This is a genomic window from Frigoribacterium sp. MCBA15_019 (assembly GCF_001864945.1).
In the GTDB taxonomy this organism is placed as follows: Bacteria; Actinomycetota; Actinomycetes; order Actinomycetales; family Microbacteriaceae; genus Frigoribacterium.
Window position 1 is genome coordinate 548,479 of the sequence record NZ_MJGS01000012.1, and the last position, 12,749, is coordinate 561,227.

At 66.0% G+C, this 12,749-nt stretch carries 12 protein-coding genes and 1 tRNA gene; 8 read left to right on the plus strand and 5 right to left on the minus strand.

Going from position 1 to position 12,749, the window contains the following annotated elements:
- Positions 1-54 precede the first annotated feature (54 nt).
- Together BIV04_RS11785 and BIV04_RS11790 are read right to left on the minus strand one after the other, a co-directional pair.
- Positions 55-1,914, minus strand: coding sequence for a helicase-associated domain-containing protein (locus BIV04_RS11785; protein ID WP_071256430.1), 1,860 nt, complete (start codon positions 1,912-1,914; stop codon positions 55-57).
- Between the two features lie 39 nt (positions 1,915-1,953).
- A complete protein-coding gene (locus BIV04_RS11790; protein WP_054146822.1) occupies positions 1,954-2,232 on the minus strand; it encodes a hypothetical protein in 279 nt (92 codons plus the stop codon).
- A 91-nt stretch (positions 2,233-2,323) separates the two neighbouring features.
- On the opposite strand from BIV04_RS11790, the gene BIV04_RS11795 reads away from it, so the two are divergent.
- Together BIV04_RS11795 and BIV04_RS11800 are read left to right on the plus strand one after the other, a co-directional pair.
- Complete coding sequence (locus tag BIV04_RS11795) at positions 2,324-2,701, plus strand: cold-shock protein (protein ID WP_043593516.1); 378 nt, start codon at positions 2,324-2,326, stop codon at positions 2,699-2,701.
- Entirely contained in the window at positions 2,694-3,314 is a 621-nt protein-coding gene (locus BIV04_RS11800; RefSeq protein WP_071256431.1) for a DUF3027 domain-containing protein, read from the plus strand. The genes BIV04_RS11795 and BIV04_RS11800 overlap by 8 nt, the downstream gene beginning before the upstream one ends.
- A gap of 96 nt (positions 3,315-3,410) precedes the next feature.
- On the opposite strand, the gene serC is transcribed toward BIV04_RS11800, so the two are convergent.
- Entirely contained in the window at positions 3,411-4,523 is a 1,113-nt protein-coding gene (serC, locus tag BIV04_RS11805) for a phosphoserine transaminase (RefSeq protein WP_071256432.1), read from the minus strand.
- 88 nt (positions 4,524-4,611) lie between these two features.
- Here serC and BIV04_RS11810 point away from each other — a divergent pair, with 88 nt between their 5' ends.
- The 6 genes from BIV04_RS11810 (at position 4,612) to BIV04_RS11835 (ending at position 11,825) form a co-directional block, all read left to right on the plus strand.
- Positions 4,612-5,304, plus strand: a complete 693-nt coding sequence (locus tag BIV04_RS11810) for a metal-dependent transcriptional regulator (protein WP_043593511.1) — start codon at positions 4,612-4,614, stop codon at positions 5,302-5,304.
- Between the two features lie 336 nt (positions 5,305-5,640).
- On the plus strand, positions 5,641-6,465 hold the full coding sequence (locus tag BIV04_RS17315; protein WP_218141850.1) for a C40 family peptidase: 825 nt from the start codon (positions 5,641-5,643) through the stop codon (positions 6,463-6,465).
- Between the two features lie 304 nt (positions 6,466-6,769).
- Entirely contained in the window at positions 6,770-7,264 is a 495-nt protein-coding gene (locus BIV04_RS11820; protein WP_071256434.1) for an HNH endonuclease, read from the plus strand.
- 157 nt (positions 7,265-7,421) lie between these two features.
- Positions 7,422-7,496: transfer RNA gene (locus BIV04_RS11825), tRNA-Arg, on the plus strand.
- A gap of 405 nt (positions 7,497-7,901) precedes the next feature.
- The gene (locus tag BIV04_RS11830) at positions 7,902-10,031 is read left to right on the plus strand and encodes an ATP-dependent endonuclease (RefSeq protein ID WP_218141851.1); all 2,130 of its coding nucleotides are present in this window, start codon (positions 7,902-7,904) and stop codon (positions 10,029-10,031) included.
- Entirely contained in the window at positions 10,032-11,825 is a 1,794-nt protein-coding gene (locus BIV04_RS11835; protein ID WP_071256437.1) for a UvrD-helicase domain-containing protein, read from the plus strand.
- On the opposite strand, the gene BIV04_RS17520 is transcribed toward BIV04_RS11835, so the two are convergent.
- Positions 11,726-12,301, minus strand: coding sequence for a hypothetical protein (locus BIV04_RS17520; protein ID WP_177174813.1), 576 nt, complete (start codon positions 12,299-12,301; stop codon positions 11,726-11,728). The two genes, BIV04_RS11835 and BIV04_RS17520, sit on opposite strands and share 100 nt — an antisense overlap.
- Positions 12,253-12,645 carry a TetR/AcrR family transcriptional regulator gene (locus BIV04_RS17525; RefSeq protein WP_083396392.1) on the minus strand — a complete coding sequence of 131 codons (393 nt, stop codon included), beginning with the start codon at positions 12,643-12,645 and terminating at the stop codon, positions 12,253-12,255. The genes BIV04_RS17520 and BIV04_RS17525 overlap by 49 nt, the downstream gene beginning before the upstream one ends.
- Positions 12,646-12,749 lie beyond the last annotated feature (104 nt).

Consider the following 12,749-nt stretch of genomic DNA (forward strand, 5'->3'; position numbering starts at 1 on the left):
CGGGGGCCGCCCGTGGACGAGGAGGCGCGGGTCGGCCGCTGAGGGCCGCCCGCCTCAGTCGCGACTCGCGACCGCCACCACGTTCTTGAGCGGCAGCGTGCGCTCGACGTCCGACTTCTTGTCGCGCCCACGGACGCGTCCGCCGCCGATGCCGGTGGGCTCCATGTCGAGCGTGGTGGTGCTGCCGTCGGGCATAGCGACGGTCACCGTGACCGTCAGCCGCCCCTTGACGGCGGCGTCGAGCTGGCGGGCGATCCAGGCACGGTCGGTCGACTCGTCACCGGAGCCGGCGTCGGTGTGCAGGCGCTGGACGAGTTCGCGCAGCGGGTCGCGCGTCTCGACCAGGGCCGGTCGTCGGGGTCGGCGACGGGACGGCGGGACGACCTCGGCGCCGCCCTCGTCGACCACGACGACGGGGTACCGCTCGTCGCTCAGCGACCAGAAGACGGTGTCCCGCTCGAACCGGCTCGCCACGGTCGTCGCGTCGACGCGGGTGAGGGCGAGGGGTGAGAGCGACTGGTCGACCTCGAGCGTGTCGAGGCTCGCGCGGTCGTCGGCGACCACGAGCGACAGCGCGTCGCCCGGCACGCCCGCGGGCGCGCTTTCAGGCGCGATCGCGCGGACGCGGTAGCGCCCGTGTCGTTCGGCGCTCTGCTGGATCAGGTAGTCGAGGGGCTGGGGGATGCCCGTCGACGAGATGCCGGCGAGGAACTCGCGCAGCGTCTCGGCCGTCTCGCCCTCGCTCAGGGCGCGCTGGAGTCCGCCCTCGGTGATGCGGTAGGTGGCTGCCAGGCCCGCGCTCTCGACCACCGCGATGACGCGGAGCCTGGCGTCGATGGCCGGCGACAGGGGCCCGGGCGACACGACGCTGAGGTCGTGCTGCAGGTAGACCTGCTCGACCGCGTCCGGCAGCAGGGCGGCGACGCGGGAGCGGGCGGCGGCGGGACCCTCGCGGAACAGGGCCACGGCCGCCGAGGTGGGCGTGTCGTCCGAGGTCAGACCCAGCACCTCGGCGCTGCGCGAGAAGGCGGCGATGCGATCGGTGATCCAGCTGCCCCCGGCCGGGTAGGACCAGTCGGAGAACTCGCGCAGCGGCAGCCCCCACGAGGTGTCGACGCGTTGCTCGAGCACCGTGAGGATCTCGGCCGGCAGCGAGCCCAGCCAGGCCCGTGTCAGCGTCTGCCACCGGTCGGGCCAGGAGGCGCGGAGCCAGTCGGTCGCGTCGGCGGCCACGACCCAGCCGTCCGGGCTCGGAGCGGCCAAGCCGGCCCGCACGGCGATGGCGAGCACGGTCGCCACGTCGTCGACGTCGATCCGGGCGGCTTCGGCGAGCCGCCTCGTCTCGGGCAGCGCCAGGCCACCCTTGGCGAGCTCTCGGGCCGGCGACTGCTCGAGGGCGCGGAGGATCTCGGCCACCTCGATGACCACGGCGTAGAGCCGCTCGGCCGAGCGGGCGTCGGCGTCGTCGCGGGCCTGGTCGAGGACGGCCTCGAGCACCACCGGCGGTCGGGCGGAGGTCAGGACGTCGAGGGTCAGGGCGGGGTCGTCGTCGAGGCGCTCGGCCACGGCGTCGAGGGTCGCGACGGAGTCGCCGCGGCGGACGACGAGGAACGCCTCGTCGACGCGGTCGAGCGCGGCGGGCACCGTCTCGCGGTCGACCTCGAAGGCGGCGTCGATGCGATCGTGGACCGCGTCGACGTCGCCCGGCACCCGGAGGACCTGCAGCACGATCAGGGCGACGCGGTCGAGGTGGGCCAGAGCGTCCCGCACGCTGGCCGGCTCGAGCAGGACGTCCGCCAGGTCGAAGGCGTCGTGGACGCCCGACGCCCGGACCTGTCGCCGCGCGAGTCGGCGCAGCAGGTCGTCGTCGCCGATGGAGCGCAGGACGCCCGCGAGGTCGAGTGCACTAGCCATGGTCGAGGCCTCCAGCCGTCGTGCAGCCCGGGTCTGCGGTTACCGTCTGGTGCCCCGTGAGTCGCGGCTGCGACGCACGGCGCTCGCCACCACGAATGCCAGGAGCATCGCGAAGGCGATCGGGAGCCCGATGAGGGGCAGGATCGTGAGAGCGGGCCAGACGCCCGCGGTGAAGTCGGTGACACCCGTCGCCACGCCCACGAACCTCGTGAAGAACGCGAGGACCGAGACGACGACGATGGCGAGGATCATGAAGAGGAGGACGCGCTCTGTACGATTGACGTCAGAGGGCGCACTCGGTTCGATCTTCTTGGCCACGGGTCAACGATAGTGCGGTGCGGCCCTACCCGGCGATCTAAGCTGGGGCGACCCACCCCCAGGGTCACCCGTCTTCACGAGAGGTCCAGTCATGCCCACCGGCAAGGTCAAGTTCTACGACGACGAGAAGGGCTTCGGCTTCATCAGCAGCGATGACGGCCAAGAGGTCTTCCTCCACGCGTCGGCCCTGCCCGCCGGCACCGTGGGTGTCAAGGCGGGAACCCGCCTCGAGTACGGCATCGCCGACGGCAAGCGCGGCGCGCAGGCCCTGTCGGTCCGGGTGCTCGAAGCCGCCCCGAGCCTCGCCAAGATGAACCGTCGCTCCGCCGACGACATGGCCGTCATCGTCGAGGACCTGGTCAAGGTGCTCGACAAGGCCGGCGGCGACCTGCGCCACGGCCGCTACCCGCAGAACGGCGCCCGCATCGCCGTGCTGCTGCGCACCGTCGCGGACTCGTTCGATGCCTGAGGCCGCTACGCGCACGCCCTGGTCCGAGCTCGCCCGCCGCGCCCTGACCGAGATCACGCCCGACGAGACCATCGGCGCCGAGGCCGACCCGGTCGACGACGAGCCCGGTGTCACGTCGGTGCGCTTCGCCACCCTCCTCCCCGGGTACCCGGGGTGGCACTGGACGGTCAGCGTCGCCCACCTCGACGGTGAAGAGCCTTCGGTGCTCGAGGCCGAGCTGATGCCCGGCGACGGCGCCCTGCTCGCCCCGGACTGGGTGCCGTGGGCCGACCGTCTCGCCGAGATGAAGGCCCAGGAGGCGCACGACGGCGACGAGGACGACGACGAGTCCGAAGACGACGACGAGGACTCCGAGGACGACTCGGACGACGAGGACGAGGACGACTCCGACGACGAGCGTGGGTCGATCGTGCACGGCGGTGACGTGGACGGCGTCGACATCGACGACCTCGTCGAGGATTCCGGCAACTCCGACGACGACTCCGACGACTCCGTTCCGGCGGACGCACCCGTCGTCCCCGCCGCGCACCCCGAGGCCGACCTCGACGACGAGTCGCACGACGACGACTGGGACGGCGAGGACGAGGACCCGTTGAGCAGGCGACGGAAGTAGTCCCACGAACGCGACCCGCGCCTCCTGCGTCCGGGTCGGATCACGACGAAGGCCCCGACACGATCGTGTCGGGGCCTTCGTCGTGCGGGCGATCGGTCAGAGGGCGTCGACGACGAACTCGATCGACCGGATCAGCTGGCGGACGTCGTCGGGCTCGATGGCCGTGAAGGTCGCGACGCGCAGCTGGTTGCGGCCGAGCTTGCGGTAGGGCTCGGTGTCGACGATGCCGTTGGCGCGGAGCACCTTCGCGATGGCGGCCGCGTCGATCGACTCGGCGAAGTCGATGGTCGCGACGACCTGCGAGCGGTGCGACGGGTCGACGACGAACGGGGTCGCGTACTCGGAGGCGGTGGCCCAGTCGTACAGCGCCGACGACGACTCGCGCGTGCGGGCGTCGGCCCAGGCGAGGCCGCCGTTCTCGAGCATCCAGCGGGTCTGGTCCTCGAGCAGCAGCAGGGTAGTCAGGGCGGGCGTGTTGAGGGTCTGGTCGAGCCGCGAATTGTCGACGGCGTTCTTCAGGCTGAGGAACTCGGGGACGTACCGGCCGCTGGCGGCGATGCGCTCGACGCGCTCGATCGCCGCGGGGGAGAAGAGCGCGAACCAGAGGCCGCCGTCGCTCGCGAAGTTCTTCTGCGGGGCGAAGTAGTAGACGTCGGCCTGCGAGGCGTCGAAGTCGATGCCGCCCGCCGCGCTCGTCGCGTCGACGACGGTGAGGGCACCGGGGTCGCCGGCGACCCGGGTGACCGGCGCCATGACGCCGGTCGAGGTCTCGTTGTGCGGCCAGGCGTAGACGTCGACGCCCTCGAGCACCTCGACCTCGGCCAATGACCCGCCCTCGGCCGTGATCACGTGGGGGGCCTCGAGCCAGGGGGCCGCATTGGCCTTGGCGAACTTCGACCCGAACTCGCCGAACGAGAGGTTCTCGGCGCGCTTCTCGACGAGGCCGAACGCCGCGGCGTCCCAGAAGGCGGTCGAGCCGCCGTTGCCCAGCACGACCTCGTAGCCGTCGGGCAGGCGGAAGAGCTCGCCGAGTTCGGCGCGGACGCGGCCGACCAGGTCCTTCACGGGCGCCTGGCGGTGCGAGGTGCCGAGGATCGTCGCCCCGGCGGTGACGAGGTGCTCGAGCTGGGCGGCCCGCACCTTCGAGGGGCCGCAGCCGAAGCGGCCGTCGGTGGGCAAGAGGTCAGTGGGAATCCGGATGTCCGCCATGCGCTCGATCCTACTGACGCGGCGCGGGGCCCAGCGTGCAGCCGGTAGGCTGACGGGGTAGTCCACGTGTTCCACCGGGAGGCCCCTGTTGACCGATCTCGTCGACACCACAGAGATGTACCTGCGCACGATCCTCGACCTCGAAGAAGAGAACATCGTGCCGCTTCGTGCGCGCATCTCCGAGCGTCTCGGCCACTCCGGTCCGACCGTGTCGCAGACCATCGCCCGCATGGAACGCGACGGTCTCGTCGTCGTGTCCGGCGACCGTCACCTCGAGCTCACGCACGACGGGCGAGCCAAGGCGACGCACGTCATGCGCAAGCACCGCCTCGCCGAGCGCCTGCTCGCCGACGTGATCGGCCTCGACTGGGCCTACGTCCACGACGAGGCCTGCCGGTGGGAGCACGTCATGAGCGAACAGGTCGAACGTCGCCTGCTCGACATGCTCGACCACCCGACCGAGTCGCCCTACGGCAACCCGATCCCGGGGCTCGACGAACTCGGCGACTCACCCGCGGGGCGCTTCCTCGACGGCGTGGTCAACCTCGTGGCCGTGCTCGCGGAGCACCCCGAGGGCGTCACGCGTCCGATCCGTCGCCTGGCCGAGCCCGTCCAGTTCGAACCCGAGCTGCTGCAGCAGCTGCAGGGCGCAGGCGTGCTGCCCGGCGGCATCGCGACCCTCCGCTCGGCGGGGTCGTACGTGTTCGTCAAGGTCGAAGGTCACGACGAGGGTCTCGAACTGCCGACCGAGGTCGCGCAGCACATCTACGTGGGGCTCTGACCCACCCATCGAGTTCTGACCGGCCCGACGGGTCGCGCGGGATTCTTGCGTTCGTGCCCCGCGCCTCCTGCGATCTGCGCCGGATCACGCACTCGTTTACCGATTCGTTACAAATGTCCCTCTCGAGGATGATTCCCCAGGGTTCGCTCGGCTACAGTCGCTGAGTCCCCAGGCCACTGAACCGGCCGCCGGACCCGTGGCAGGACGTCTCTCACGCCCGTCTCCTGCCGTGTGTCGTCGCGATACGAACGAACGGACGGGACAGCTTCCCGAAAGCTGTCGAGATGCAGGAGACCCTTCCTCTTGACCCTCCCCGGCTCAGACCACACCCCCGACGTGCGCCCGAACCGCACCGTCGCCACCCGCACCCCCGCCGACCTGCCGACCCGCTCGTCGCTGCGCCGCGCCCAGGCCGCTGCCGCACCCGCCGCCCGCTCGGGCCGCCCGTCGGTCAAGCGCAGCGTGGTCTCGGTGACCGTGATGACCCTGACCGCCGGCCTGATCGGCACGATGGCCCTGCCGGCCTTCGCGTCGAACCCCGCCGCCGCGAACGACCCGAGCGTCGGCGCGGCGTCGACGAGCGTCTCGACCAGCCACGCCCAGAGCGTCGCGGTCGCCGACGACGTCGCCCTGGCCGACGCCACCCGCGACGGTTACACGGCGACGTCGCAGGCCGACCTCAACGCGGCGGCCCTGGCCACCCAGCGCGAGGCCGAGCGTGCCGCCCTGGCCGCGAGCTACGCCAGCTACACCGGACCGACGGCTGCCGAGAACGTGGCCGCCTCGGCGAGCGGCACCGTGGCGACGCCCGGCGCGTTCAGCCTCAGTGCGGTGTACAACACGGCCCTGCAGTACGTGGGCACCCCCTACGTCTTCGGCGGAGCGACCCCGGCCGGCTTCGACTGCTCGGGTTTCGTCATGTACGTGTACTCGCAGTACGGCATCTCGCTGCCGCACTCGGTCACGCGTCAGGGCGCGATGGGCACGCCGATCTCGGCGGCCGAGGCGCAGCCCGGAGACGTCATCATCTTCGACGACGGGTCGCACGACGGGTTCTACGCCGGCAACGGCATGATCCTGGACGCACCCAAGCCCGGTGGGTCGGTCAGCGTGCGCCCGCTGTGGACCTCCGCGGTGCACTACGTGCGCTACGGGGCGTAGGCGACCCGCGCCTCCTGCGCCTGAACACCCTGTGAAGAGCCGCCCTGCCCCTTGGCAGAGCGGCTCTTCGGGGCTTAGCCTGGCGATCTCGGAGTTCCGCTGAGACCAGGAGCGTCAGATGCCTCGTTCGACCGCCACCCGCACCATGGGTGCGCTGTCGCACGAGCACATACGACACCCCGCCATGTGACAGAGCACCGTCCCCGTGACGGTGCTTTTTTCGTATCGGCGGGCCTGTTGGGCCTGTGCCACCCCGAGAGATCGAATCCCTGGAAGCCGTCCAGGGTGCTTCGAAAGGGAAAGCATGCGCACTCTCGTCCTCAACGCCGGTTACGAGCCCCTCGCCGTGGTCTCCGACCGGCGGGCCCTCGTCCTCGTCATGAGCCAGAAGGCGACCGTCGTCGCCGCCGATGCGGAGCACCCCGTGCTCGGAGCGGTGACGTCGTGGGATCGCCCGTCGGTGATCGTGCTGACGCGGTACGTGCGCATCCCGCACACGCGGCAGATCCCCGTCTCGCGGCGCGGTGTCATGCGGCGTGACTCGCACCGCTGCGCCTACTGCGGACGGTCGGCGACGACGATCGACCACGTGCAGCCGAGGTCACGGGGTGGAGCGGACAGCTGGGAGAACCTCGTCGCGTGCTGCCTCAAGTGCAACAACCTCAAGAGCGACCGCACCCCGCACGAGATGGGCTGGGAGCTGCTCTTCACGCCGAAGCCGCCGCACGGGGTCGGCTGGGTCGTGCGCGGCATGGAGCGGACGCAGGCGGACTGGGACGAGTACCTCGCGGCCGCGTGAGGCTCGGCCTGCCTCGTGCGGGCCGGCGGTCGGACTGCTTCGCACCGCGTCTCGTGCATCACACCGCGACTAGTCGGGGTGTACTGCACGAAGCGCGGTGCAATGGTCTCGTCGGCCGGACGGCAGGAGGCGCGGCTTCGGTAGACTCGGACGGTCAGCCTCTGTAGCTCAATGGAAGAGCAGTTCCGTCCTAAGGAAAGGGTTGGGGGTTCGAGTCCCTCCAGGGGCACCAAATATATCTGACTAGAACCTCGACTAAATCCACGGCGGTTGGGGGTTTGTCTGCTTCTTCCGAATCTGGCCCTGACATGTGTCGGGTGCGCCAGTAGATGGTCTCGAACGGCTGGGCGAGGTCGCCGTGCACCTCGGCGTCCTGCTCGACATAGACGTGCGAGAAGAAGGCCTGGTTGAAGCTCCTGCGGAGTGAGTCCGACGCCCGGCGGTACGCCGAAGCAGGCCAGAGGAAATTTTGACGTTGTGCCTCAATGCGATGACTACAGTTGTACGGGGGACCAGTTGTTCATTGCGAAAACGAGTTCGGCGGGAGTCCGGCAGAACCTAAATTTGATCAAACTGTGGGCGGGCGGGGCCAAGATACCCCTGCACGTCCCCAAAAGGGGAGCTTCAACCAGTGCATATGTCGAAAGTGAGTCTTACCAACTACCGCAACTTCGAACGCGCGACCTTTGAATTCAACGCGGGCGTCAATACCGTTATCGGCGAGAACGGGACGGGAAAGACCAACCTCTTTCGGGCGATCAGGCTTCTCCTTGATGAGAACATGATCGGGGCCGCCTATCGCCTAGATGACGGCGACTTTCATCGGGGCCTCGGTGATTGGAGAGGGCATTGGATAGTCATCAGTGCCCAGTTTGAGGACATAACTGCCGACGAATCCGTGCAAGCCCTCTTCGTGCACGGAGCCGGCGTCACAGATGACGAGCCCGTGGACACTGCGACTATCAACCTGATTTTCCGTCCACGGAAGGAAATAAGGATGGAGCTTTCACAGGTCGCCGACGGTGACGTGGGTGCCATGCGATCGATTCTTGATCCGCTCACCGTGGACGATTACGAGACCGTTTTCACTGGGAGAAGCACGGCGGACTTCAGCGACCCCGACTGGTACGCGTCCGTTGTCGGAGACTTCGATAGCGCGGTTTTTGGCAGCGAGACCGAACCTCCCGAGCTGGGCGCAACGTTGCCCCGGCAGCTCGCCGTATCCAAGGAGGTGTCTTTCTCGTACATTCAGGCTCTGCGAGACGTGATCCAGGATTTTCGAAACAACAGGTCTAACCCCCTCCGCAACTTGCTGCGGAGCAAGAGCGGGGAAGTCGACGAGGCCGGCTTCAAGGTCATCACCGACAAGGTGATAGAGCTCAATGGCTCGATCGAGGCATGGCCCGACGTCCAAGAAATTAGGAAGGACATCCGACAGACGATCAAGGATGCCGTCGGGGAGGCGTATTCGCCTTCGTCTCTCAGCATCAAGTCCGGCCTCCCGGACGACGCTGATCACCTCTTTCAATCGCTCAACTTGTTCGTCGGGGAGGACGGCGAGACCTACGAGGGGGGCATAGATGAGCTTTCCCTGGGCGGTGCGAATCTCATCTACCTGACCCTCAAGCTCCTCGAGTTTAAGTACCAGAGCTCGACGCGGGCGATCGCTAACTTCCTTCTCATCGAAGAGCCTGAGGCTCATATCCACACCCACATTCAAAAGACGCTGTTCGATCGGCTGAACTACCCGGACACGCAGGTCATCTACTCCACGCACTCGACCCAAATTTCTGAAGTCAGCCAAGTCGAGAGCATGAACATCGTGGGGCGCAGTGAGGGGAAGTGCGAGGCATTCCGGCCTGCGAGAGGCCTGGACAACGCACAGATCGGCCATGTCCAGCGCTATCTCGACGCTGTGAGGAGCAACCTCCTCTTCGCCCGAAGTGTCATCCTTGTCGAGGGAGACGCCGAGGAAATCCTCTTCCCCGTAATGCTCAAGAACGTGCTTGGCGTAGGCATCGACGAGCTTGGGATCAGCCTCGTTAATATCCGAAGCACCGGCTTCGAGAACGTGGCCTTGCTGTTCGACGACGAACGCATCCGCAAAAAGTGCAGCGTCGTTACGGACCTTGACGCGACTTTCTTCGATGCGAGCCCGCAGCCCGGTGACAGTCCCGCGCTGACGACGTTCAAGCGACGTGCTGTCCGATCCGACCGGACGGGAGCGGCGCGAAAGGTCCGTTTGGACGACTTTGCTGCCGGTAACCCATGGGTATCAACGTTCTATGCGGACCACACGTTCGAGGTGGATTTCCTCGAGGCGGGCAACACTTCAACGGCTGTCGGGATCGTCGACGACGTCTACTCGGATGCCGCTACGAGACTCGCTGCGAAGGCGGATCTTGAGTCAGGCGACAGCTACCGCTACGGGAAACGAATCCTGACGATGGCGAGGAGCTCCGGCAAAGGCTGGTTCGCGATACTCCTGGCGGGCAATCTGGATCACCGGGTCTTCATCCCGGGTTACGTCCTTGAGGCCTTGCGATTCGCTCATCCGGTCATCAGCGTCGAGACGTGGTTCAACATCATGAGCTACCGGCTCCATCTGGACCTAGCGGACGGGACCACGCCCGAGCCGGTCCACGTAGCGTTCCGCGCAGAGTTGAGCAACTACCGGGCCGGCCAAGTGTCCTTCCCTGCTGTCAAAGCTCGATTCGCGTCCGACTTTCCTCATGATCGTCTCAACGACGTGCTGGGTAAGTACTAGATGGGACTCTGGGCCGAAGGAGTTCTGAACGACGACCAAGAGCACGCGATCGCCGAGGAAGAAAGCGTATTTCTTGTCGCCTGTCCCGGCAGCGGTAAGACGCGAACGCTGACGTACAAGGTGGCTTCTGAGCTAGCCAAGCTTGACTCGCACCGTCGGTTCGTCGCAGCTATCACATATACCCACCGAGCGGCGGACGAGATCGAGGAGCGCGTAACTGGCCTCGGCGTCGGCACCGAGCAGTTGTGGATCGGCACGATCCACGCCTTCTGCCTGGAGTGGATACTCAAACCCTATGGCGTTTATCACCCGGAACTGAAGAACGGCTTCCAGGTCATCAACTCGCACGAGTCCGAGGCAATCCTGAAGCGGCTTTGCGGAACGCGGTCGAGTCCTCGTGTGACGACATTCGATTGCGGTTATTTCTTTACCGACTCAGCCATGGAACTCGGTTGCCGCGCACCAAGCAAGCTCCCGAACGTCCGCGCCGTCCTCAGCGACTATTTTGCGGAAACGCGGGCCCAGCGGCAGGTTGACTTCGAGCACATTCTCAAATATGCGTATGAACTGATTAGGGACAACCGAGTCATCAGCCGCGTCCTGGCCAACATCTTCAGTTTCATCGCCATTGACGAGTATCAGGACACGAAACAGATCCAGTACGCGATCCTGGCGTCGATCATCCGCGCGGGAGCAGGCGAGACACGGACGATGATCGTCGGCGACCCCAACCAGTCGATATTCACTTCCCTTGGCGGCTTCGCCATGCCCGCAAAGGATTTTCAGGCCTTGATTAGCGTCCCGCTAAGAGAGATGTCACTTTCCAGGAACTACAGATCATCGGGTCGAATCGTCGGGTACTTCGGTAATTACAACGTGCAAGGCACGACGATCGTTGCGGCTTCCCCGGACGTGTCCCACCCCAGCGAACTCACGTTCGACAATCGGACGTCGAAGGAAGACTTGGAGACAGAAATTGCCAGGTTGATTCGGCACAGCGTTGTCGATTTGGGCATTGCGCCAAGTGAGATATGCGTGGTGGCCCCCTGGTGGATTCACCTCGCCCATCTCACAAGACGTCTGGTCGCGTTGATGCCCGAGTACGAGTTCGACGGCCCTGGTCTGGTGCCGTTCTCGCGCGACGTAGATAACTTCTGGTTCAAAATGGCCAGAATCTCCTTGACGGAGGCTTCTCCTCGCATGTTTCTAACGCGCCTGCGTTGGGCGGCTGACATTTTGAACGACCTCGGGCTTGCTGGGGTCGATACGTCACGTATCTCGAGCCGATCCTTCCTCCGCGAGTCCAACTCCGTCGTAGTGGAAGAATCGGACGGACTCGCTTACCTTGCCTCCTATTACGACGCCCTATTCGCGAGGCTCGGGATCAGGTACTCGCTTTACCGGTCTCTCCAGGACCAGCACGCTGCGTTCTTTGCCAGTTCGCGTGAGCGCATAGACCGTTTGTCGTCGGACGGCGCTCCCTACCTGAGCGACGTGGCGCTCTTTCGTCGAGTCTTTCGGCCTCGTGCCGGCATTACCGTCTCGACGATCCACGGGGTCAAAGGGGCGGAATTCGACACGGTCATTGCGTTCGCGCTCCTTGAGGGCATGGTCCCCCACTTCAGCGACGCAGACCAGGTAGATGGAGCCAAGAAGCTCATGTACGTCATCGCGTCTCGGGCTCGACGCAACCTTCACTTGATTGCTGAGCGAGGAAGGGCAGCCTCCTGGAACCGACCCGACCATGACACGACCGTTCCGCTCAGACGGCTCGCATATTCGTACGACAAGTGACGGTATGCAGTCCTTAGCCCAACAGACAGTACTTCGTTGTCGCTCACCACTCTCGACTCAACGCGGAATGCAGAATCCGCGGAGATCAGCTCACGGTCGTCGGCATCATTCCCGAAGCATGATGGGCCGCCGACCGTACATTCCGGATGTCGACGGAGGCTAGGGCGGCAACCCGCTTGGCCAAGCGATCCCAGCGACGAGAAAATACGGTCAAGTAGATCTGCCATGGTGGTCCTGCCTTCGTCGCGGACCCTCTGTGCCATCGCGACATCCAGGCATGCCATCGCCGCATGCGCAAGCGTTCGGCGCGTTCTTCCGAGTGGTCGGCGGAGTTGTTGAGCTGATCGGCAACGAGCGGCAGGAGCTTGCCTCTCCCACGCGAGATGCTTCTCGTAGTTGTGCGCACGCAGCGAGGCAGTGCTCATGATCACGCGCACGGTTCCCAGGTGGCGCTCGTCCCTATCGGTGGCGGCCACCGGGTCGAGCGATCGCCGAAGCGACAACCAAATCGGTTCATCGAGCGGATGTGACGCCAGGGCCGCGCAATGGACCCGCTGTTTAGGACGTCCTCCTTCGTGGGGAAGTGGTGGAAGAAGCTGCGGGGAGAAACGCCAACCGCCTTGGCTATGTCGTTAGTCGTCGTTGAGTGAAAACCGCGTTCGACGAAGAGGTCGATGGCCGTGGCGCGGACCTGCTCGCGGACGGCTTCGCGAGTGCGCTCTCCGAGTCTCTGAGGGTGTGCGGCCTGTCTAGAGGTTCGAGTCCCGCAGGTCTTTTTGCTCCGGTACGTGGTTTTCGGGCATTTCGGCGATAGCGTCACCCCTGGAGCGCCTACCGGTGATGTTGTGCATTACGCAACGAGACAACGTTGGTTCGACATTGTCGGCTCTGACAGTGGTGGGAAAATATAATCAGAGGAAAACT

Excerpts from the sequence above, each read along its gene's own strand:
- BIV04_RS11785 (WP_071256430.1), bottom strand. The coding sequence starts at position 1,914 with ATGGCTAGTGCACTCGACCTCGCGGGCGTCCTGCGCTCCATCGGCGAC.
- BIV04_RS11795 (WP_043593516.1), top strand. The coding sequence starts at position 2,324 with ATGCCCACCGGCAAGGTCAAGTTCTACGACGACGAGAAGGGCTTCGGC.
- BIV04_RS11800 (WP_071256431.1), top strand. The coding sequence starts at position 2,694 with ATGCCTGAGGCCGCTACGCGCACGCCCTGGTCCGAGCTCGCCCGCCGC.
- serC (WP_071256432.1), bottom strand. The coding sequence starts at position 4,523 with ATGGCGGACATCCGGATTCCCACTGACCTCTTGCCCACCGACGGCCGC.
- BIV04_RS11820 (WP_071256434.1), top strand. The coding sequence starts at position 6,770 with ATGCGCACTCTCGTCCTCAACGCCGGTTACGAGCCCCTCGCCGTGGTC.
- BIV04_RS11830 (WP_218141851.1), top strand. The coding sequence starts at position 7,902 with ATGTCGAAAGTGAGTCTTACCAACTACCGCAACTTCGAACGCGCGACC.
- BIV04_RS11835 (WP_071256437.1), top strand. The coding sequence starts at position 10,032 with ATGGGACTCTGGGCCGAAGGAGTTCTGAACGACGACCAAGAGCACGCG.